At 40.5% G+C, this 23,458-nt stretch carries 16 protein-coding genes; 8 read left to right on the forward strand and 8 right to left on the reverse strand.

Features of this window, described 5'->3' with window-relative positions; all coding sequences use genetic code 11:
- Window positions 1–117 precede the first annotated feature (117 nt).
- A complete protein-coding gene (locus tag ASL19_RS07140) occupies window positions 118–1,056 on the forward strand; it encodes a glycosyltransferase family 2 protein (RefSeq protein WP_057177789.1) in 939 nt (312 codons plus the stop codon).
- Here the strand turns inward: ASL19_RS07140 and ASL19_RS07145 are convergent.
- The 3 genes from ASL19_RS07145 to ASL19_RS07155 are packed head-to-tail and all read right to left on the reverse strand — an operon-like array spanning window position 1,053 to window position 6,797.
- Window positions 1,053–1,637 carry a Uma2 family endonuclease gene (locus tag ASL19_RS07145; RefSeq protein ID WP_057177790.1) on the reverse strand — a complete coding sequence of 195 codons (585 nt, stop codon included), beginning with the start codon at window positions 1,635–1,637 and terminating at the stop codon, window positions 1,053–1,055. The two genes, ASL19_RS07140 and ASL19_RS07145, sit on opposite strands and share 4 nt — an antisense overlap.
- A gap of 26 nt (window positions 1,638–1,663) precedes the next feature.
- Window positions 1,664–5,947: a DEAD/DEAH box helicase gene (locus ASL19_RS07150; protein WP_057177791.1), complete on the reverse strand. Its 4,284-nt coding sequence runs from the start codon at window positions 5,945–5,947 to the stop codon at window positions 1,664–1,666.
- A gap of 55 nt (window positions 5,948–6,002) precedes the next feature.
- Entirely contained in the window at window positions 6,003–6,797 is a 795-nt protein-coding gene (locus ASL19_RS07155) for a sucrose-phosphate phosphatase (RefSeq protein WP_057177792.1), read from the reverse strand.
- A gap of 265 nt (window positions 6,798–7,062) precedes the next feature.
- Between ASL19_RS07155 and rpsB the strand changes: the two genes are divergently transcribed.
- From rpsB to recG, 4 genes are all read left to right on the forward strand, one after another.
- The gene (gene rpsB, locus ASL19_RS07160) at window positions 7,063–7,854 is read left to right on the forward strand and encodes a 30S ribosomal protein S2 (RefSeq protein ID WP_006275584.1); all 792 of its coding nucleotides are present in this window, start codon (window positions 7,063–7,065) and stop codon (window positions 7,852–7,854) included.
- 133 nt (window positions 7,855–7,987) lie between these two features.
- A complete protein-coding gene (tsf, locus tag ASL19_RS07165) occupies window positions 7,988–8,929 on the forward strand; it encodes a translation elongation factor Ts (protein ID WP_057177793.1) in 942 nt (313 codons plus the stop codon).
- Between the two features lie 77 nt (window positions 8,930–9,006).
- The gene (locus tag ASL19_RS07170; RefSeq protein ID WP_006275582.1) at window positions 9,007–9,798 is read left to right on the forward strand and encodes a hypothetical protein; all 792 of its coding nucleotides are present in this window, start codon (window positions 9,007–9,009) and stop codon (window positions 9,796–9,798) included.
- Window positions 9,799–9,833: 35 nt separating this feature from the next.
- The gene (gene recG, locus ASL19_RS07175) at window positions 9,834–12,317 is read left to right on the forward strand and encodes an ATP-dependent DNA helicase RecG (RefSeq protein WP_057177794.1); all 2,484 of its coding nucleotides are present in this window, start codon (window positions 9,834–9,836) and stop codon (window positions 12,315–12,317) included.
- 31 nt (window positions 12,318–12,348) lie between these two features.
- On the opposite strand, the gene purH is transcribed toward recG, so the two are convergent.
- The 4 genes from purH to ASL19_RS07195 are packed head-to-tail and all read right to left on the reverse strand — an operon-like array spanning window position 12,349 to window position 18,343.
- Window positions 12,349–13,899 (reverse strand): bifunctional phosphoribosylaminoimidazolecarboxamide formyltransferase/IMP cyclohydrolase, encoded by a 1,551-nt coding sequence (purH, locus tag ASL19_RS07180; RefSeq protein ID WP_057177795.1) that lies wholly within the window; start codon window positions 13,897–13,899, stop codon window positions 12,349–12,351.
- Between the two features lie 58 nt (window positions 13,900–13,957).
- Entirely contained in the window at window positions 13,958–14,320 is a 363-nt protein-coding gene (locus ASL19_RS07185; RefSeq protein ID WP_057177796.1) for a VOC family protein, read from the reverse strand.
- A 4-nt stretch (window positions 14,321–14,324) separates the two neighbouring features.
- On the reverse strand, window positions 14,325–15,434 hold the full coding sequence (gene recF, locus ASL19_RS07190; RefSeq protein ID WP_057177797.1) for a DNA replication/repair protein RecF: 1,110 nt from the start codon (window positions 15,432–15,434) through the stop codon (window positions 14,325–14,327).
- Window positions 15,435–15,481: 47 nt separating this feature from the next.
- Window positions 15,482–18,343: a cation-translocating P-type ATPase gene (locus tag ASL19_RS07195; protein WP_057177798.1), complete on the reverse strand. Its 2,862-nt coding sequence runs from the start codon at window positions 18,341–18,343 to the stop codon at window positions 15,482–15,484.
- Window positions 18,344–18,496: 153 nt separating this feature from the next.
- On the opposite strand from ASL19_RS07195, the gene ASL19_RS07200 reads away from it, so the two are divergent.
- From ASL19_RS07200 to ASL19_RS07210, 3 genes are all read left to right on the forward strand, one after another.
- A complete protein-coding gene (locus ASL19_RS07200) occupies window positions 18,497–20,221 on the forward strand; it encodes a transglutaminase domain-containing protein (protein ID WP_006275576.1) in 1,725 nt (574 codons plus the stop codon).
- A 168-nt stretch (window positions 20,222–20,389) separates the two neighbouring features.
- Window positions 20,390–21,817, forward strand: a complete 1,428-nt coding sequence (locus ASL19_RS07205; RefSeq protein ID WP_057177799.1) for a phosphoglucomutase/phosphomannomutase family protein — start codon at window positions 20,390–20,392, stop codon at window positions 21,815–21,817.
- 37 nt (window positions 21,818–21,854) lie between these two features.
- The gene (locus tag ASL19_RS07210) at window positions 21,855–22,166 is read left to right on the forward strand and encodes a hypothetical protein (RefSeq protein ID WP_057177833.1); all 312 of its coding nucleotides are present in this window, start codon (window positions 21,855–21,857) and stop codon (window positions 22,164–22,166) included.
- Between the two features lie 50 nt (window positions 22,167–22,216).
- On the opposite strand, the gene ASL19_RS07215 is transcribed toward ASL19_RS07210, so the two are convergent.
- On the reverse strand, window positions 22,217–23,446 hold the full coding sequence (locus ASL19_RS07215) for a DUF4336 domain-containing protein (RefSeq protein WP_057177800.1): 1,230 nt from the start codon (window positions 23,444–23,446) through the stop codon (window positions 22,217–22,219).
- Window positions 23,447–23,458: the final 12 nt, after the last annotated feature.

Consider the following 23,458-nt stretch of genomic DNA (forward strand, 5'->3'; position numbering starts at 1 on the left):
TTGATGATTCTTAAAACATTGCTATTTTAGTATACAATTTACTATAATTAGAGCGTTTATTGTCCATCAACAAACCCTGACTTTGATTGCCATTAAAATCACATTCTAGGTGAAATAGTGTTCTTTAGTGTTATTATTCCCACTTACAACCGACTACCGATTTTACAAAAGTGTCTTACCGCTTTAGAAAACCAGAGTTACACCAGTCAAGTCACAGGTTACGAAGTAGTTTTGGTGGATGATGGATCCACCGATGGCACTTTGGACTGGTTAGCAAAACATCAAGATCTATTTCCCCATGTTCGCTGCTTTCAACAGGATCATGCAGGTCCAGCAGCAGCACGAAACTTAGGAGTGCAAAATTCCATGGGGGATACAATTATTTTTATTGACAGCGATTTAGTAGTTCTAGAGAACTTTTTAGAGGCTCATAGTGATGCTTTAACTCAGGGGAAAAAAAGACTGGGCGGCGATCGCCTATTTACCTATGGTGCGGTAATTAACACTTGTAATTTTGAGGATCCCACCGCCGAACCCTATAAAATCACAGATTTTTCCGCAGCTTTTTTTGCCACGGGTAATGTAGCAATTCCCAAACACTGGTTAGAGAAAGCAGGTTTGTTTGACACAGGTTTCCAGTTATATGGTTGGGAGGATTTAGAATTAGGTGTGAGGTTAAAAAAACTGGGTTTACAACTAATCAAATGTCCCCAAGCAGTAGGTTATCATTGGCACCCACCCTTTAGTTTGCAACAAATTCACAATTTAATTGACAAGGAAATTCAAAGGGGAAAAATGGGGGTTTTGTTTTATCAGAAACATCCCACTTGGGAAGTGAAAATGATGATTCAAATGACGTTCTTTCACCGATTGCTATGGGGAATACTATCCTTGAACGGGCTATTAAACGAAAAGACAATGGCTCCCCTGTTGCAGTGGTTAATTAATTTAGGTAAACCACAGCTTGCTTTAGAAATAGCCAGAATCTTTCTTAACTGGTACAACGTTAAAGGTGTTTATCAAGCCTACAATGATATCTTTAAGAGAGCTATTTAGAAATAACATTGTTTAGTCAAATCTAAACCCCGGTAGACCTGGTCAATAGGAAAATTGAAGTTAATACTTTGCAGTTCAATAACTTCCCCCGGTTTGTAGTTAATAATCAACCAGTCACCTCTGTCATTTTTGTGATAAAGATCAACTTCCATACTAGTAGAACTAACTAGAAGATAATCTATCAAAGCTGGGTTTTTGCGGTACATTCGGAACTTGCCACCCCTATCGTATGCTTCCGTACTGGGGGATAAAACTTCAATAATAAGACAGGGGTAGGTAATATATTGAGTATTAGCTTTATCTCTATCATCACAGGTAACACTGATATCTGGGTAAGTATAGTTATTACTACCCAAAATATTCACTTTGATATCGGAATTGCCAGTAATACACCCGGTGTCTTCTAGGTAACTGTCTAGCATAGAAGTAAAGCGTATAGAGATCCGACCGTGATTGATACTACCACCACCCATGGCATAAACTTGACCATCGATATATTCGTATTTTTCCGGTTGGGTGGACTCCCAGGTGAAATACTCCTCTGGAGTCAGGTAAGGGGTTTGGTCCTTGGCTACAATCATCTGTTTTGGCTAATAAAAAGGATTACTTAACTATCATTAATCAATTGTAATAGAGCCTCCATGGAAATCTTACCACTCATATCAGTACCCTCCAATAAAGTATCCGCCAAATCTCGCTTATGATGGTGTAGTTCTACAATTTTATCTTCAATAGTATCCTTTGCTACTAGCCTATAAATAGTAACAGGGCGTTGCTGTCCAATCCGGTGGGCGCGGTCAGAAGCCTGATCTTCAACAGCTGGATTCCACCAGGGATCTGTGTGAATTACATAATCAGCAGCTGTCAAATTTAATCCTGTACCTCCTGCTTTCAAGCTAATGAGAAATATATCCCCATCTCCAGCTTGAAAACTGTCCACACTTCTTTTCCTTTCCGCCATAGGCGTACTACCATCTAAATATTGATATTTAATACTTTTGCTCTCCAGATAATTACGGATGATGTGCAAATGATCTACAAACTGACTAAATACTAATGCTTTATGATGATTTTCCAGCAGTTCCGCCAGCACCTCACCTAGCAGCTGTAATTTAGAACTAGATAAATCAGTATTAGGCATAACCAAACTGGGATTACAGCAAGCGCGACGTAGTCTCATAATTTCTGCCAGAACCTGCAAATGCTTTTTACCCGGATCTGCATCACTTTCATTCAGTTTAGAAATGGCTTGACGACGTAAAGCTTCATAGAACACCTTTTCCTCCCGACTCAATTCTACATGAAGGAGAATTTCCGTACGAGAAGGTAACTCTTGCAACACTTGACTTTTTGTCCGCCGCAGCAAAAATGGCTGAATCAGTTTTTTCAGTTTATTTCTGGCTTGTTTGTCCTGATGTTTTTCAATTGGTGTAGAAAACCGCTGATTAAAGCTATCAAAAGAACCCAATAACCCAGGATTAATAAAGCGGAACAAATTCCATAATTCACCCAAATGGTTCTCAATGGGCGTTCCAGTAGTAATTAACTTAAAATTACCTTTCAGACCCATTGCAGCTTGGGAACGTTTAGTATTGAGGTTTTTGATAGCTTGAGCTTCATCTAAAACTATGGTTTGCCATTCTACCTGAGATAGCATTCGAGCCACATCATCCTGTTGCAGTAAACCATAACTACATACCAACATATCTAAGGGTTGTAACTGATCCAATAATTTTTGCCGACTAGAAATAACTGGTGTCTCCTCTCCATCTAAATCTTTGTCAGATAAAGTGCGATCGCTAATACGAGTGTTGGCACCAAACTGAATAACATTGAGGGTAGGGGCAAATTTATTTGCTTCCACGACCCAGTTCATGCACACAGAAGTTGGGGCAATAATTAAGGTTGGTCCAGCGTGGGCATTTCTAGTAATAACAGCTAATGCTTGTACCGTTTTGCCCAGTCCCATTTGGTCAGCCAAACAAGCTCCCACACCCCAATGAGCTAATCGTGCTAACCAGCAAAAACCTTCCATCTGATAGTCTCGCAGTTCTGCTTGAAATGTTGACGGTAGTTCTGGTTGCAGGCTTTGCACTTCTTTAAGACGGCTGATATGCTGTTTCCAATGTTTATCTGCTTTCAGATTACCTACATTATCCACAAATTCTTCTAGGTTAGATGCAGCTAGAGGATGAAACATCAGTTTCTTACCATGTTTTTCTGAAAAAAGTTGTAGCTCGTCTAGTTGTTTACGAAATACTTCACTTAACGCTAAAAATTCACCATCACCCATGGGAATAAACCGACCAGGGGTTTTCTCAAGTAATTGTAACAGTTGCTCCATATCCAAAACTAGGTCTTCGCTCAATTTCAATTCACCAGTTGCAGCAAACCAATCTTTTTGGCGTTCAATGGATAGGTTAAAGTCTTTCAAGTCAGCATGATAGCTAACACGCATTTTTTCACCTTGAGGCCATTCTACAACTATCTTATCCTTTAATGCTTGTAATTCCAGTAGCAGTTCCAAACAGTTATCTGGGTCTTCTATTACCCATTCACTCCCTTGTTCGTTAACACTCATTAAAGTAGGACAGTTGTGAATAACATGTTGGGACAGTTCCTTTTCTTGAGATAAATTACGTCTGGTTTGTAAACGTTTGCCACCTATTTCAGCAATTACCCTCTCTCCACCAATACCCGGATGAAAGTATGGTCCACCTTCAGTAAAGGGATGTGATAGCAGGCTAACCTTTAAACCCGTATTAGTGGGTAATAAATGAACGTATGGTAGGGTTTGAGCGGGTAATTCTTCTATACCCTCCACATTCTCACCAATATCAGAATGAACGGTGACAATCCCAGAAACAGCATTGATAGCTGCCAAAATCTTTTTCTCGGCAATTCTAGGAACAGTCAACTTATTTTCATAACCCAAAATCTCTCCCATGCGCCTATGTTCGGGTGTGATTTCAATGACTTTAATGCGGGTGGGAGTTTCCTTGATACAAGTAATATTGTCGGTTGTTATTTTGGGTGATAATTCTATGGTTAAATTATCTTGATCATCTTTTTTTACTAAAAATTCCATCTCTCCTTTTACTATTTCTACCCGAATATTAGGAGCATCTTCCCAAAATACTAGGGGATGTCCAATTAAAGCTAAAATTGCCCTTTCGTTGAACTGATACTCAGGTTTATTGTAGGAAATTCTATAATTAGAGGCTTCAATACAGCTACAGACTTTTATATCTTGGAGTGTGATGTAGTTTAGCTCCGATAAGTTTGTACTCAAACGTTTTAGAGCAATTTGACGACCTTTACTCCATTCTCCCTTCACACTATTTTTCTGTTCCTTGGGTTGTAAAGAACATTTGCCAGAATCAAATTTTACTAGCCAGACTAAACGGGTTCCTGTGTCCGATTGGTTGATAGTCTGGGATTCTTTTTGCATCCCAGCCAAAGCTTGTAGGCGAATCTCCCATTCTTCCTGGGGTTGTAATATATCTACTATGGTTTGAATATTGGTGTATTCCTGTAGAGTTTGTGCTCTTATTTGGTAATTACTATTAGAGTCAATTCGAGCTAACAAATTTGCCGCTTCTATGGCTAACCAGTGATAACCAGCAAAGACAGCACTGCTGTATAATTTTTGTAATACCTTGGGTAGAAGCTTTCTGGCAACTTCAATATCTAGCCAGTAGATACATAGTGAGTAGAATAGTAACTCTAAACTGTTTTTTCCCTTCAGGGATGCAAAATTTGCTTCTTGGAGTAAGGTTTTTTTGGCATTGATATTGCCTTGATGAACTTGCAGTACGACGGTTAGGTTTTTATAAATTAAACTCAGAAAATTACTTGACTGACTCAGTAGATTTGCATACTCCTCTGCTTTGCTCAGAGATTTTGGTGAACCCTCCTTTAGCAGGGCTAGAATAAAGAATAATCCCGTTATGGAATTGAAATATACTTGGCGTTTGCCAATCATTTTCCGTTGAGTTTCCAATCCATCGGAATAGTATTGGATGGCTTGATCATTTTTTCCTTGCAGGAAACTTAACCAACCCCAAAAACCATTTTTCTGACCAATGGAAATATCCGTCATATCTTTTAAACTTTCTTCTGCTTCTTCTGTACAAGCCCTGAGCAAAAATTGCTCTATTAGTATTGAATAGGTATGATTCGAGGAGTGTTTACCCGAATTCTCACACTCCTCTTCTAAGAGAGAAAAAACCTCTTGACAATTAGATAAATTTAGTACTGAATTAAACAGAATATTGGTCATGAAGATCTCATATAGTTCTGGTGGTAACTTAACAAACCACGTGGGATCAAAAGGATTGTTGCACACTTCCTCTGATACATAACTAATCAGTTTTTTTGTAGATTCGTATTCACCTTTTAGATGATGATAGTCATCAATTTGTTTATAGACAAAATCCGTGTCCCCACGATAGATACCAATACGAATTTCTCTAACACACTGGTGCAAGTTGGTAAAATTTCTCCTACCCTTTATATAGGCGTTACGAATTGGTAGTTTCTCCTCTATAGCTGTAACCAATATTTCAAAAATTTCCGTTTCTATGGCATGACGAATCACACCTTCTTTAATCAGAGGATGGCATTCAACAATACCTTTGGGTCCTTGCACCACGAGATCCTGCTGTGCTAAGCTATCAATCTGGCGATTGAGAGATCTAGTATTCCACGGAACATTTCTCTCGTCGGATAAACTAGCACTAACCAAACAGGGTAAAATAGAACTTTTGTCTATTTTTTCATAAATTATGGATAATACTTGCAGGATGTTCTGATAAGCAGGAGACAACTTTAGGTAGGTTTCAAGAAGATCGGCTTGTTTGTTTTTTGTTGAAGATCTGTGATCGGTCATATTAGTTTAGATGTTATTGGATTTATTGGGGTAGAGCTGCAAAATTTGACAAGGACTAAAGCAGACTAAAATACCGTAAACCCTCAGCAATACCATCGGCAAAATTAGTTTTTGCCAAGTAACGGTTGGGGTTGGGATTATTATGATGCCAATCTAGTAATTCCCGTTGGGCATTGCCAACAATAATGCCTTTTTCTTGCCTATTATCAAACAGGGCAATATCATTACCAGAATCACCACAGGCAACGGTTTTTTCTACATCTATTGCCAACTTTTCTCGCACAAAGGTCATAGCCATACCTTTGTTTGCTGAACTTGGTAAAATGTCTAGATTTCTATTGTATTCTTTATGGTCACTATGACTACAAATAATTTGAATTTCTACTTTGGCTTCTTTGACTAACAAGTTTTCTAACTCTAAGACAATTTGCACAGCTTTTTCTTCTCGGACAAAATAGCTGACCTTAAACGGTCTCTGTTCGCTTTCTGGTTGGGGTTTTAAGCTGGGAAAATTGGCTGCTGTTGTGGCTACCAATTCCCTGTCCCAATTATAAGACAGATGCTTAGACCACTCCTGGTCTAGAACTAGTTCCTCCTTACTATTACAGTGGTATATTTCTGTACCCACTGCACAAACCAAAATGTCCGGTTTGATTAATTCCCTTTGTTTCCTTTTTTGAGATTCTTGGAGTTCTTGATACAAGTGAAGCGATCGCCCTGTGGAGTAGACAATTTTTGTACCATGTTGACTGCGATGGAGTTGTAAATCGTCCAAAAGCTTTACCATAGCTAGGTCATTACCTACTAAGGTATGGTCTAGATCACTGACAAATAGGAATTTTGCACACACATTATTAGGCCCTAATGTAAAAACACTATCCGCTCAAGATAGTATCATAATTTCCGTCATATTTTTGGGAAGTGGGAAGAATTCTTCTAGGTATCCTATTTTTAAAAATGAAAATTGTTGGAATTCCCCGCCAGGAGTGGCACAATTGGCCAAGATTCTGCTATCCTAGATTAGTTCATTAAATTCCGCACATCCAGGGATTCGGGTGTTTCCGCTGTAGAAATACGCCTGGATGGAGGTTTAACCCGAATAGGAGTGATTAAATATGCCCGTAGTTTCTTTGGCTCAAATGATGGAGTCAGGAGTTCACTTTGGTCATCAAACCAGACGTTGGAACCCCAAAATGTCTCCCTACATATACACTGCTCGCAATGGAGTACATATCATTGACTTAGTGCAAACAGCACAGTTGATGGATGATGCATACAATTATATGCGAAGTCAAGCAGAGCAAGGAAAAAAGTTCCTGTTTGTAGGCACAAAAAGACAAGCAGCAGGGATTATTGCCCAAGAAGCTAACCGTTGTGGTTCTCACTATATTAACCAGCGTTGGTTAGGTGGAATGCTCACCAACTGGGCAACGATTAAAACCAGAGCAGACCGTCTAAAAGATTTAGAACGACGAGAAGAAAATGGTGCCTTAGATTTATTGCCAAAGAAAGAAGCATCAATGCTGAGGCGAGAAATGTCTAAGTTACAAAAATACCTGGGTGGCATTAAGAACATGCGAAAAGTACCCGACGTGGTGATAATTGTTGACCAACGACGGGAGTATAATGCGGTTCAGGAATGTCAAAAACTGAGTATTCCCATTGTTTCCATGCTGGATACCAATTGTGATCCAGATACCGTAGATATTCCTATTCCAGCCAATGATGATGCTATTCGCTCTATTAAGCTGATTGTAGGCAAATTGGCAGATGCCATTTATGAAGGTCGTCATGGTCAACTAGAAGTAGAATCTGATTATGAAGAGTACGAAAGTGCTGAGGAAGATTACGAATACGATGAATCGGAGTTTGTAGACTCTTTCTCAGATGACGATGATGAAGAATAATAAAAATTGAGAGTTTGGGATCAGGTAGATCACTTGATCCCATAATCCCAAAATTTATCAACCTGGTAACTCTTGTCGTGACAATTAACAACGTAATTAACTAAGTATTCAATCGCAACAAAATTGAGGAAACATGGCAGAAATATCAGCAAAACTCGTGCAAGATCTACGCCAGAAAACTGGTGCAGGCATGATGGACTGTAAAAAAGCTCTAAATGAAACTCAGGGCAATATAGACGAAGCTATAGATTGGCTAAGGAAAAAAGGTATTGCTTCAGCAGGGAAGAAAAGCGATCGCGTGACTGCAGAAGGGTTAGTAGACATCTACACTACACCGGATAAGAGTGGGGGAGTGATAATAGAAGTTAACTGCCAAACAGATTTTGTAGCTAGGAATGACGCTTTTAAGTTATTAGTTAAGAATTTAGCTAAACAGGCGGTAAATGCTGACAATGTGGCCTCTTTGCTGGACCAACCGTACATTGAAAAGACCGATGTGACGGTAGATGAGTATATAAAGGAAACCATTGCTACCTTGGGTGAAAATATTCAGGTGCGTCGTTTTGTGAATTTTTCTTTGGAAGGTGCACCGGGAGCAATAGATGGATATATTCACACTGGTGGTAGAGTAGGTGTGTTAGTTTCCATTGGTGTTGACACAGAAACCGCTGCAAAAAACGAAGAATTGCAAAGCCTGGCTAAGAATACTGCCATGCAGGTAGCAGCTTGTCCCAATGTTGAATATGTAAGTGTGGATAAAATTCCTGACCAGGTTGTCGAAAAGGAAAAAGAGATTGAAATGGGTAAGGAAGATCTAGGCAATAAACCAGCCAACATTAAAGAAAAGATTGTCCAAGGAAGGATTGACAAACGTCTGAAAGAAATGACCTTGTTAGATCAGCCTTATATCCGGGATCAAAATATTTCCGTGGCGGAACTAATCAAGCAAGTGGAATCAAAAGTGTCAGAGCCAATTAAAGTACATCAGTTTGTGCGTTATATCTTAGGTGAAGGCATTGAAAAGCAAGAAAGCAACTTTGCGGAAGAAGTAGCTGCTCAAATTGGCGCTAAGTGAGTTGGTTGTTAGGATAGACTGAAACCTCCCGGATTGATCCGGGGGGTGGCTCAAATTTATTATGACTTATTATATGTATGACAAGACCAGTAGAGCGAATAGAAGAAGACATCCACAACTTAAAACAAAACTTTAGTTCTGTAGCAACAGAACTGCAAAAAAATTATGGTGATTATCTAGTTCAATTAGGAGAATCCATACACAAACAATTAATTTTAGCTGTTTACCATTTATGTACTCACGGATATCCAGAGAAGTTCTTACATCTATCCCTTAACCAACGTCAACAACTACAACAAAGTGCCCGTCAACTGGGAAGAAAAGCTGCCCAACAACTACTGGGTTACTTAGAAATAAACAAACCAGAGAATATGGAAAATACGGAAAATCCACAGGTTCCCCAGGTAGAATCCTTAGATTTTTCTAATCCCATGGAAGTGGTACAATGGCATCGCAATGTAGAAGAGGGGATACAAAACACACTAAAGACAGTTTCCTTAGAAGCTAACCTGCTGCTGCAAAAAGCAGGACTTTTACCCAAGAAATTACCAGAACCGATTTTAGCAGCAGCAGCTTCAGAAGCAACCACAGAAGTAATAGCAGGACCACCAAATTTGTTAAACTTGGTCATAGAAATTACTAATGAAAAAGAATCGGAAGATTCCACCTTCACCCAGTTAGTCACCGTCAATTTGCGATTGGGAGATGTTGAATTTGCCGATCAGAAACTATTAGAAAAGAGAAAGCAAATTCGTGTTATTTTGCTGCAAATTAACAACTTAGCTAAGGAGTATAATAAAAAACATCAAGAATTAAAAACAGCCCAAGCGGAATCCGCTTGGCGTGCTAGTTGGTTTGAGGATATTTGAGGATGATATTGAATCAATTAAGCTAATTGATAACTATGACTAATCAAACACCTGACTGGATAAGAATATATAAGGCATTATCAATAGAAGCCGATTCCGGTTTTGGGGATTTGGTAGGTAAACAATACCGCTTTAGTGAATTTATTAGTTTAACCTTTAGCCAGTTTCCACAGGGTTTACCAGGGGAAGAGAAATTACATTGGGATTATATAACCTCCCAATTTATCCAATATCCCCATTTAGCCATAGAAATTCGAGAGAAACTAGTCAAAGACTTAGGAACCTATCTGGGTCAGTTACAACACCGATTACAATCTCAACCAGATATGGAATCATCTCCATGGGAAAATCAACCAACTACCACCAGATTGGTGAAAACCACTCCCATTGTGAATGAAGTTAACCAGAAACCAGCTCCAAAAATCGATCAAAAACTTCGTGATTTACCCGAAATTGGCATCAAAAGAGCTGAAAATCTGTATCGGTTAGAATTGCTAACTGTGAGAGATCTGCTGTTTTATTACCCACGGGATTATATTGATTATGCACGTCAGGTAAATATTCGAGAATTAAAAGGAGGTGAAACGGTAACCATCATTGGGGAGGTCAGACGTTGTAATTGTTTTACCAGTCCTAAAAATCAGAAATTGTCAATTTTAGAACTGATGTTAAAAGACCAAACTGGACAAGTAAAGGTTAGTAGATTTTACGCTGGTTCTCGCTTTAGTAGTAAAGGTTGGCAAGAAGGTTTAAAGCGACGTTATACACCTGGCACCTTGGTTGCAGCTTGTGGGTTAGTCAAGCCTAGTAGATATGGACTAACATTAGATAATCCAGAAATAGAAGTCTTGGCCAATTCCGGGGATGCTATAGACTCTTTCACTATTGGTAGGGTTGTACCAATTTATAGTTTAACAGAGGGTGTGGTTGCTAACACAGTTAGACAAGCAGTAATGGCAGTTTTGCCCTCTGCCAAAAGTTTACAAGACCCTTTACCACCTGGTCTACGTAAAAAATACAACTTAATTGAATTAAAACAGGCAATTCCTAACATTCATTTCCCCCAAGATAGTGACACCTTGAAAATGGCTAGGAGAAGGTTAGTATTTGATGAATTTTTCTACTTACAAGTAGGTTTATTACAAAGGCAAAAACAAGCCAAAGCTAACCAAACTGGTGCTATTCTTACACCTAGTGGTAAATTATTGGATCAATTTCATGAAATTTTACCTTTTAAATTTACTAACGCCCAACAAAGAGTGATTAATGATATACTCAATGACTTACAAAAACCCACAGCCATGAATCGTTTGGTACAAGGTGATGTAGGTTCAGGTAAAACTGTTGTTGCTGTAGTGGCCATCTTAGCAGCCATTCAATCAGGTTATCAAGCAGCCTTAATGGCTCCTACAGAAGTATTAGCAGAACAACATTATCGTAAATTAGTAGCTTGGTTTAATCTTTTGCACTTACCAGTAGAATTACTAACTGGCTCTACTAAAACTAGCAAAAGAAGAGAAATTCACTCCCAATTAGAAACGGGAGAATTACCTCTTCTGGTGGGAACCCATGCTTTAATTCAAGACAAGGTGAAATTTCACCGTTTAGGTCTAGTCGTGATTGATGAACAGCACCGATTTGGCGTAGAACAAAGGGCTAAACTACAACAAAAAGGGGAACAACCTCACGTCCTAACCATGACTGCTACACCCATTCCCAGAACTTTAGCATTAACAGTACATGGAGATTTGGATGTAAGTCAAATTGATGAGTTACCACCAGGAAGACAACAAATCAAAACTTCTCTCCTCACAAGTCATCAAAGACCACAAGCTTACGATTTAATTAGAAGAGAAATTGCCCAAGGTAGACAAGTATATGTAGTTTTACCCCTGGTAGAAGAGTCGGAAAAATTAGATTTACGCTCAGCTATAGATGAATATCAAAAATTACAAGAAACTGTTTTTCCCACTTTTCAAGTGGGATTATTACATGGAAAAATGACTTCCGCAGAAAAAGAAGAAGCTATTAATCAGTTCCGAGATAACCAAACCCAAATTTTGGTCTCTACTACTGTGGTAGAAGTAGGTGTAGACGTACCTAATGCTACTGTAATGTTAATTGAACATGCGGAGAGATTTGGACTGTCCCAGTTACACCAACTGCGGGGGCGTGTAGGTAGAGGTATGGCCCAGTCCTATTGTCTCTTAATGAGTAGTTCCAGAAACCCGGATGCTCAACAACGATTGAAGGTTTTAGAGCAGTCACAAGATGGGTTTTTTATTTCTGAAATGGATATGCGCTTTCGCGGTCCAGGAGAGGTCATGGGAACTCGTCAATCTGGAGTAGCAGATTTTACTCTCGCTAGTTTAGTGGAAGATGAGGAAGTATTGCTCTTAGCGCGACAAGCAGCGGAGAAGGTGATTGACATGGATGTTAGTTTAGAGCGCTGGCCTTTGATGAAGGATGAGTTACAGTATAGGTATAAGCGTTTAATGGAAGGAGCAATTTTGACCTAGTGTTAATTAGTGTTAGTTTTTACTTGTCATGCTAATGCAAGAAATGCCTCACACCGGTCATCACCATTGATAAACCAAGCTCGTCAGCAGCTTTGATGGAATCTTGGTCTCGTAAGCTTCCTCCTGGTTGTACAATAGCAGTAATACCAGCAGCAGCAGCTGTTCTCACTGTATCATCGAAGGGGAAAAAACCGTCACTGGCTAAAACAGCACCTTTAGTTCCTGCTCCCGCTTGTTCTAGAGCTATTTTGGTTGAACCAACCCGATTCATTTGGCCTGCACCCACACCTAAAGTAGTTCTCTGTTTACTAATTACAATAGCATTAGATTTGACGTGCTTGCAAACTTTCCAAGCGAATAGTAATTCTGCCAATTCTTCTGGAGTAGGTTTAACTTTAGTGATAACTTGCCATTTAGCACTATCAGAAATTGTGTCATCAGCAGTTTGTACTAAAAGACCACCTGCTATTGCTTTGACTGTTTCCTTTGGTCCACTCCCTAGGTCTGGTAAAATTAAGACTCGGACATTACCCTTTTTATTTAAAATCTCTTGTGCTTCTTGATCACAATCGGGAGCAACTACGCATTCTAAAAATGTCTTAGTTAGTTCCAATGCGGTTAGAGTATCAATAGGGCGATTGAGGGCCACAATTCCACCGAAAGCCGATACACTGTCAGCATTGTAGGCATTTTGATAGGCGGTAAAAATAGTATCAGCTTCAGCAGTTCCACAGGGATTATTATGTTTAATAATTGTCGCTGCTGGCAGATCTGTAAATTCAGCAATAATTTGTCTGGCAGCTTCTAAATCTACTAAATTATTATAGCTAAGTTCCTTACCTTGTAACTTTATTGCTGTGGTCCAACCAGTTGGGTTACTACCTGTCCCATACCAAGTTGCAGGTTGATGAGGGTTTTCACCATAACGTAGAGTTTGAATTCGTTTACCCGAAATATTGTAGTTTTCTGTCAGGTCATTTTTGGATAAACTGGGGTCTTCTCTTTGTGAGAGATAAGTTGCGATCGCATGATCATAACTAGCTGTGTGCGAGAATCCCTGCAAGGCGCATTTTTGGCGAAATTCCCAAGAGACAGAGGCATTTTCGCGTAATTGCTGCAAATAACTACCATATTGTTCAGGATTACATAATACCGTTACATGGGCAAAGTTCTTTGATGCAGCGCGCAACATTGCTGGGCCCCCAATATCAATTTGTTCTACTGCTTGGGTTAGGGTGGTATCAGAGTGGGCAATAGTTTCTTCAAAGGGATATAGATTGACAACAACCAGATCAATGGGATGAATTTGATTGTTTTCCAGATCCATCATATCTTGAGGAATGTCACGTTGTGCCAAAATACCACCATGGACACGAGGATGAAGAGTTTTAACTCGTCCCCCTAATATTTCAGGAGATCCAGTGTAATCAGACACTTTAGTGACAGGTATTCCAGCTTCCTTCAGGGTTTTAGCTGTTCCTCCACTACTAACAATATCAAACTGAAATTCCTCTACTAAGGTACGGGCCAAGTCAATTATACCTGTTTTATTAGATACACTTATTAATGCCAGACGGGCCATAATTTCCTGGATTCCTTGGGGATAAAAAATTTGTGATAGAAAGTCATTTTACCAGGAATTATCCTGCTTGGGCCAGCTCCACAATATTACCATCTGGATCTTGGATAAAAATGGCGCGACGACCAGATGAGCTGGTTTGAAAGGTCACATTCTGGTTTTGTAGTTCTAGCTGTGCTGTAGTCAAATCTAGAACAGAGAAAGCCATATGGGGATTCAGACTCCATTTTTGATTTTGGTTTTGAGTAGGAACAGATGGAGCGAGAATTAAATGTATTTGATGGTGACCAATTTGATACCATACACCTGGATATTTCAGGGGGCGTTCAATTTTAGCCAGTCCTAATATGGTGCCATAAAATTGTTCTGACTTTTCTAAGTCAGTGACCAGTATGGTGGTGTGGATTAGTTGATTGATTTCCATTGTATTATTTAGAAACAGTTCCGGATTTGACAAAGAGAATTTGTGAAGAATTTAGCCATTGGGCATCAAATGCTCCCAAGTGGGTGGTCGTAATTAAAGTCTGAAACCGATCTTGAATAGCATCCAATAATTGATTTTGGCGCGAAAGATCTAATTCTGCCAACACATCATCCAATAATAGTAAAGGAGTATCATTAACCACTTCTTCAATTAACTGTAGTTCCGCCAATTTTAACGCTAAAACCAATGTACGCTGCTGACCTTGGGAAGCATATTGACGAGCGGGAGTTCCATTAACTATTAATTCTATTTCATCTCGGTGAGGTCCAACTAAAGTTGTACCCCGATGTAATTCTATAGGAGAATGCTGTTGCACTCTGTCCAAAAAAAATTGTGGTAATTCTTCATCTATTAGTATTGGTACATTGGGCATATAATTGATTTCTAGTTTTTCCGTTTTACCGCTAATGCTCGAATGCCAATTAGTCGCAATGGGTGCTAGTCTCTGAATTGCCCTATTTCGCCTTCTCATAACTTTTGTTCCCGTAGTGACTAACTGCGCATCCCAAATTGCTAATTCAGAATCATGATTTTTGATTCCCTTCTGTTGACTAGTTTTTAAAAACGCATTACGTTGACGCAGAACCTGGTTATATTGATGTAAGATATGGGCATATAGGGGTTCCAACTGCACTAAAAGAGTGTCCAGCCAAGTCCGACGAATGGCGGGACTACCCCTAACTAATTCTAAGTCTAAACTAGAAAATTCTACGGCATTTAAAATACCCAGAAAATCCATTTGTCTGCGAACCTTCTCCCCATTTATAGCCACGCTGCGACGACCATTTCGACGCAAATGTAAGGTTAAGTCATTCACTCCTGTGATTCTTTCTAATATGGCACTGACTTGTGCTATTTCTGCACCCTCCTGAATAAAATCACGATCCTTACCCAAACGATGGGATCTTAATGTGGCCAATAACTCTACTGACTCCAATAAATTAGATTTTCCCTGGGCATTATTACCAACTAAGATGGTTTTCGGCGCTGTAAACTCAACTTTTTGTTCCTGGTAATTGCGAAAATGTCGCAGCTCTAAAGATTGTAAATACATTTTGATCTGGAAGATTTAACCCATTTCCCCATTTGCCCAATTAACCCTTAAACATTCTTCTTACCCATAAACCGGAAGCATATTTTTTCGCACTCAACCCAAACAAACATTAAGGCACTAAACCCTATACAGATGAACAACTCATGCAAAGGTAAATAATGGGTACCAAAGAAATCCCTCAGAGGTGGAACATAGATTAACAACAACTGTAAAATAGTTGTTGCAATTACTGCTCCTAACACAAATATATTGGATAGGGGATTCATTTCAATTGTCAGTTGGTTATTAGAACGAATGGCGATCGCATGGCCCATTTGCGCGATACACAAAGAGGTAAAAACCATAGTTTTCCAGCGTTCAGGACTCAGACCATCTCCCGTTGCGGACTTAACATGGAAATAAGCCCATTCCATCAGAATAATAGTAATGATGGCAAATACAATGCCAATGCGAACCATGTAAGATCCCAGTCCTCTGGCAAAAATACTTTCTCGGGGACTAAAGGGGGGGCGCTGCATCACATCCGGTTCCGGGGGTTCCACAGCTAAAGCCAAAGCTGGTAGACCATCAGTTACCAGGTTCATCCACAGAATTTGTAAAGGGGTGAGGGGAACACCTCCCAAACCTAAAATTGGTGCTGCTGCAATGGTGAGAACCTCACCTATATTACTGCCCAAAATGTACTTAATAAACCGTCTAATATTCGTGTAAACTACTCTACCTTCTTTAGTAGCTGCTACTATGGTGGCAAAATTATCATCTAACAACACCATATCGCTAGCTTCCTTGCTCACATCCGTACCAGTAATGCCCATTGCAATACCAATATCAGCCTGTTTAAGAGCAGGAGCATCATTTACCCCATCACCTGTCATGGCCACAAATCTACCGCGTCTTTGTAATGCTTGAACAATGCGTAATTTGTGTTCCGGAGAAACTCTAGCGTAAATGCTGACTAAATCTACCTGGTCTTCTATTTCCTTGTCACTCATTCGTTGTAAATCTTGACCGGTAACCACCCTAGCATCCTTATCAGCAATACCCAGATCCACAGCGATCGCCCGTGCGGTTAACTGATGGTCACCAGTAATCATAATGGGGCGAATTCCAGCTTGACGACATTCTGCGACAGCTGCACGTACTTCTGGGCGGGGTGCATCCAACATACCCACCAAACCTAACCACACCAACTCATTTTCCGAGGTATCCTCCGATGCTTCTGGTGGGATTTCCCGTAAAGGTTTATAAGCCAAACCCAGAACTCGTAAACCCTGGGAAGCCATTTGGTCATTGGCAACCAGAATTTGACTACGTTGTTCCTCTTCTATGGGAAAACTTCCATTACCCAAGTAAATTTGATTACAGCGAGCTAAAGTTAATTCCGGGGAACCTTTAGTGAACATTAAATAGGGTTCTGAACTGACAAATCCAGCTATTATGGGGTCAACATCACTAATACCAGGATTACCAGTGGCCACTTCCTGTATTTGAGAGATTACGCTCATGCGTTTGCGTTCCGAAGAAAAGGGAAACTCACACACCCGGGGTAATTTGCTATTCCACTGATCTCTTTCAATACCAGCTTTCCCCGCCAAGGTCATTAAAGCTCCTTCAGTGGGGTCTCCCAAAATTGCCCATTCTCCAGCTTCCTTTTGTAGTACGGAGTCATTACATACAGCACAGGCCACTAATAAACCAGATATTTCTGGATGTTCCTCTAAATCAATATTCTGCCCTTTTAATTGAAAATTACCCAGGGGAGCATAACCTTCCCCTGTAACTCTAAAACCTTTTTGATTGGTGTAAACTGACTGCACCACCATTTTGTTTTGAGTTAGAGTCCCGGTTTTATCAGAACAGATAGTGGTTACCGATCCCAAGGTTTCCACTGCTGGGAGTTTGCGAATTAAAGCCTGATGACGGACCATGCGTTGAGTTCCCAAAGCCAGAGTTACGGTAATTACCGCAGGTAACCCTTCTGGAACCACTGCTACCGCCATGCTGAGGGATACTTCCAGCAGTTCTTGTATATTACTAAAACCACGCGCTTGGATAATACCAGCTAAAACAACAATCGCTACTAATATTAAAGAACCGGTGACTAACACATTACCCAATTGGGTCATGCGCTGCTGCAAAGGAGTGGGTTCACTATCCACCGACTGGAGCATAGCAGCTATTTTTCCCAGCTCCGTTGTCATCCCAGTATTAGTGACCACAACCTTGGCACGACCTTGAACTACTTCTGTTCCCTGAAAAACTAAATTTAGGCGATCGCCCAATGCAGCATCTTTAGGCAAGGTAAGTACAGCTTGTTTACTTACTGCTTCAGCTTCACCGGTCAGGGCGGACTCTCTGATTTGCAGGTTTGACTGTTCCAGTAAACGTCCATCAGCAGCTACCTGCACTCCTGCTTCCAGCAACATCACATCACCGGGTACAAGGTCTTTCCCTGCTATATCCGCTAATTTGCCATTGCGAAGTACACGCACTGAGGGAGATGATAGCTTTTTCAAAGCTGCTAAAGCTTTTTCTGCTCGGCTTTCTTGGACATATCCAAGTACACCATTAAGAATCACAATTGCCATAATTGCAATTGTATCTTTAAAAGGAACTTCCCCTAACTTTAAGGTCCCCTGTTGTAGGGACAAAAAGTCCAAAAAACCAGAAATGAAGGCCACACCAATCAGCATCAACAACATGATGTTAGTGAACTGGTCGAGGAGAATTTGCCAGGGACTACGTCCACCGTGTTCTTCCAGTTCATTAGAACCATACTTGAGTAAACGTTCTTCAACTTGGGATGGTGTTAAGCCATCATCAGCATTACTGTCAAGCAGCTCTAAAGCTTTATCTATCTCTAAACTATGCCAAACTGCGGCATCTTCAGGCAAAGAATGGGCAGACATTGTGTAAGTTTGTGTAAGTTACGGGAAATGGTTACAAAATTCGATCATAATTGAGTGATGGCAGAAATTCCATCAAATACCCTATTGGTGAGGTAGTTACTGTAAACAGTGGAGACCACCAATAGAATAATATGAATAATATGACGGAATAATATGAGTTTGATACTCCCTAATTTCAATGTTAGCCAGATGTTTGGGCAAAAAACAATTCGACCAGTGACTGCTGCTACCATCCATGGTATCGCTTTTATTAAAGATCAACTTCTTGCCATTGACTCCCTCAAGGGACATTTACTCCAAATTGACCCGGTTTCCGACAATAGTAAAATTCTCAATCCTCACCAGGTAAAAGAATTTACTGATGTCACTGGTTTAGCAGTTTGGGAAGACACCCTTTGGGTTACCCGTGGTAATAGCGTCTATTTATGTAAACTAAACTCCCTGGGTTTGGAACATTTTGCCACCTTACCATATAATGCTGATGGCATTGCTGTTTGGGATGCCACTGTTTATATTAGCTGTCAAAGAATGGGTTATATCCTGATTTTTGACAGGGACACACGTAAAGAAATTACCCGATTCTACGCCCCTGGAGTAGGTAAACAAAATTTAGCAGTCAGTCAGGAAACCCTTTGGATCTGCGATCGCACGGAACAAACTGTCTACTCAATGGATCGGGCCACTGGAGAAGTTCGTTTTAGTGTCCTTACTCCCTTTGCATCTCCAACTGGTATTGCCATATACCATCAAGACCATACAGATAAAGATATTTTATACGTCTCCTATTCTTTGGAGGAGCCTTACATTCGTGACAATCCTAATGCTGATCCTAATCACGAATTAACCTATCGGGACGTAACCTTTATTCATCCATTGCACTATCATTATGATTCAGATAAACGCTATGGACTATCTAATGGTTATTTGGTGGAAATGTCCTATGTTGAAGAAATTGCTCCCCTAGAAGAAGTTTACTTAACCGATATTGAATGGCGTATTGCACTCCCATCGGAAACTGAAAGGCAAAAAGTCAAACAGGTAGAGCCCATTGGTCTACCCTTCACCGAAGAGGTAATTTCCGGACAAAGGATTGCAGTGTTCAAATTTGATACCCTTGTTCCCGGTGAAAGGCATATATTTGGGTGGAAGGCACTATTGGAAGTACGAGGTATTAAGTATCGTATTACTCCCAAAGATACGGAAGAAATTCCAGAACCAAACTTGGAATTACAGACACGCTATTTAGTAGATGACGACGATTTAGCGATGAATACGGTCATCGTGCGCCGTGCTGCTCATGAAGCTGTAGGTTCAGAAACCAACCTGCTGCGCAAAATGTATAGCATTCGCAACTACGTTTATGATGAACTATCGTATGGAATCAAACCCCATATAGACACACCCGATATAGTGCTAGATCGAGGAGTTGGTTCCTGTGGAGAATACGTAGGTGTATTACTAGCTTTATGTCGTTTAAATGGCATTCCCTGTCGCACAGTGGGTAGATATAAATGTCCACCCTACCCAGAATTAAAAGGCGTTCCCCTGCAACCGGACTTTAATCACGTGTGGTTAGAGTTTTACATTCCCAATTTTGGTTGGTTACCCATGGAATCCAATCCAGACGACATTGGAGATTATGGTCCCTACCCCACCAGATTTTTCATGGGTTTATGTTGGTACCATATTGAAATTGGTAAAGGGGTTTCCTTTGAAACCATAAGCAGCAATGGTCAAAGATTAACCAAGGAAGAGTTATCCATTGGTGAATTAGCCATTAACCACATTCGGTTTACCATCCTCAAGGAATTACCACCCATAGAATTCTCAGAGCATAAAGACCAGGAAGAAAATGTCAGTCCCAATGGAATGGTTTGATCAACATCTGAAATAATCAAGAACAGTAGAGTAATCATAATCTACAACAGAGAGAACGTAGGTTGGGTTGAAGTATGAAACCCAACGCCCGCATGGGTCAAACCCATCCTACACATAATTGTGCCTCCCTACTTAGAGTAATCATAATCTACAAGAGAGAGTAGTAAAATGAGTAATCCTAGCAATTCTGGTAAAATCAAATTTGGTACAGACGGATGGCGGGGAATTATTGCCGATGATTTTACCTTTTCTAATGTTAGAAAAGTAACTAGAGCAATAGCAGCCTATCTGGAAACTGCCTACGATAAGAGTAGACCTGTTTTAATTGCCTACGACACAAGATTTCTCGCTGATGAGTTTGCCAGAACCTCCGGAGCAGTCTTGGCCGATTTAGGTTGGAATGTGAAAATTACCGTTCGAGACTGTCCAACACCAGTCATAGCTTACAATGCAAAACATCTGAATTCCGCAGGTGCTTTGATGTTTACCGCTAGTCATAATCCAGCTCCCTATTGTGGAATTAAATACATACCAGATTATGCAGGTCCAGCTACCCCAGAAATTACGGATACGATTGTCGCCAATATAGAAACGGCATCGGACGAATTACCGGGATCTAATCCATCAGGCACAATTTCCACCTTTGATCCTAAACCTGCTTACCTTGATTTCATCTACAAATTACTGGACGTAGAAAAAATTAGGAGTGCCAATTTAAAGGTTAAATATGATGCCCTGTATTCCACATCCCGTGGTTATTTAGACGAGGTATTGCAGTATTGTGGAACCCAACTGGAAAGTTTCCACACCTGGAGAGATGTGTTATTTGGCGGGGGTATGCCAGAACCTAAAGGTGACCAACTGGTAGAACTAGTGGAAGCTGTTAAAAACGAGAAAGCTGATTTAGGTTTAGCAACGGATGGTGATAGCGATCGCTTTGGGATTGTAGATGAGCTGGGTAACGTGCTGACCCCCAATACAGTATTATTGGTTTTAGCCAGACATTTAATCAAAAACAAAGGTAAAAGTGGTGCCATAGTGCGAACCGTAGCGACTACCCACCTATTAGATAATTTTGCAGCCAAATATGGTTTGCCAATTTATGAAACCGCTGTGGGTTTTAAGTACATAGGCGAAAAAATGCGGGAAACCACCGTGTTAATTGGAGGTGAAGAGTCCGGTGGTTTAAGTGTGATTGGGCATATTCCGGAAAAGGATGGTGTATTAGCTGATATGCTAGTAGCAGAAGCTATAGCATACGAGGGTAAACCATTAAGTCAATTAGTTCAGGAAGCCATAGCAGAAGCGGATGGACCGCTATACAACAACCGCTTAGACTTACACCTAACGGAAGCTCACAAAAATGCTGTAATTAAATCCTACACCCAAAATCCCCCTTCCCAAGTAGCTGGTATTAGCGTTAAGGAAGTAGGTAGAAAGGATGGAATTAAACTGTATTTAGCAGAGGGTAGTTGGATCCTATTGCGTCCATCAGGTACAGAACCCCTGGTCAGAGTTTATATAGAAACCAACTCCCCAGAAAAACTGGGTGAGATTGCTAAGACCATGGAAGCAGAAATTGCTCAGTTAGCATAGTGAATAGGGATTGGGTCACGAGCGAAAATTCTACCTTTTGACCCCCCAACTCCTTTTTAATTCCTCAACCATGAAAAACCTCCCCAGTCTATTTACACTATTTCTATCAGTAGTTCTAGCTACTTGGATTCTGGCGATCGCGTTAATTTCCGTACAAAATGCCACACCAATATCCCTACGATTTTTAGTTTTTCAATCTATACAAGTTCCCTTTGGGTTAATGTTAGCCTTTTGGGTAGTGGTCGGTTTAATTACCGTATCATTTGGGCAATTGTTGGGGAACATGGGGGGATCTGGGAATTCCGCTGATGAGGAAGGGGACTTTTTTGTGGATGAGGATTTTCGGTAGAAGATAAGGTTCGGTAAACCGAACCCTGGAATTCCGGTTAAGGTTTTCAATTATGGTTTTGAATAATCCTGAGCGGGTGGGACAATTTTCCAATTATTTAATCCCTGGTCAATATCCCTCAAAACCTGTAAATCATCCTCCACCTTATTATTACTATCCGGTGAGTCACCAGAACCTTTCTCCAAAAAGTTAAAAGCTCTTCTAAATTCTTGGGGAGTAGCAGTAACGGGTGCGTCAAAATGACAGGGAATAATCCGTGCAAAATCCCACTTCGCTACCCGGTTTGCCCAATTTATAGTTACTTGGGGAGCCCTGTTTAAAATTAGGGTTCGCAAAACGGGAGCAACAAAAATTTCTCCTCCCCTGGTGAGCAACTCATAAGACTCTTCCCAGTCTGGTTTCCAGCGGAAGGGGAAAAAACCAAAATAATTTCTCAAATTGCGCTGGGACAAATTTTTGGCATCTTGCCATATATCCTTCCATGGAGGTATATCCACCACACTGGGACGGAAATAAAAAGCAAAGAGAGCAGTTCTTTGCCACCCTTTCCGTCGGTTTTGTAAACTATCAGGAACATTATCACCTCCTTTTTCCTGAGCATGGTAAAGTAGGGGAAATGGATCCAATTGAATTATTGCTGGTGGATCCACAGAAACGGAAACTATTGTGTCCGTAACCATTAAAGTGCGGGATTGCTTATGGAAGAGAGCCACTTCTCCAAATTTGCCTAGTCCCAAATTAATTGGTCCAAGGATAGCATAATCAAACTCATCACCAAAGGGAGTCTCATAAGGATCTTCAGGTAATATTTGGGTGCGCCTCCCTGGTAGACCTAACCAACTCAAAGGTAAATTCAGGGGAAAACTCCACTGTTCGGGAGCTACAAAAACCCTTGCTCGACTAAATTCCCTAGCAAACGGTCCCACAAACACCTTATGCTCAAGTCCAGAGACTGTAGGCAAAATAATGTACTTTACATCTCCATGCAAGGACACTAATTCATTTACTAATTTAATGCACTCCCTAGTGGGAGCAACAGGTGCATATACTAACAAACCACCTTGTGCCAACCTAATCACCGTCATGCGGATGGGTACAACCACATAAAAAACCCCCTGGATTTGATCAAAGGTCCAGATAGTATCCTTAACCACCTCTTGACGAACAGTGCGACGTTGATTGTAGGGATAAATAGGGAGAACACCCCAAAACTTCCATAAATAGGGGTTGCTCCCATGGGAATCAAAATTTATATTATCTTTGTCTGGTATTATCTTCACCTTGAACCACCT

Source organism: Cylindrospermopsis sp. CR12 (genome assembly GCF_001432185.1).
GTDB classification, from domain to species: Bacteria; Cyanobacteriota; Cyanobacteriia; order Cyanobacteriales; family Nostocaceae; genus Raphidiopsis; species Raphidiopsis raciborskii.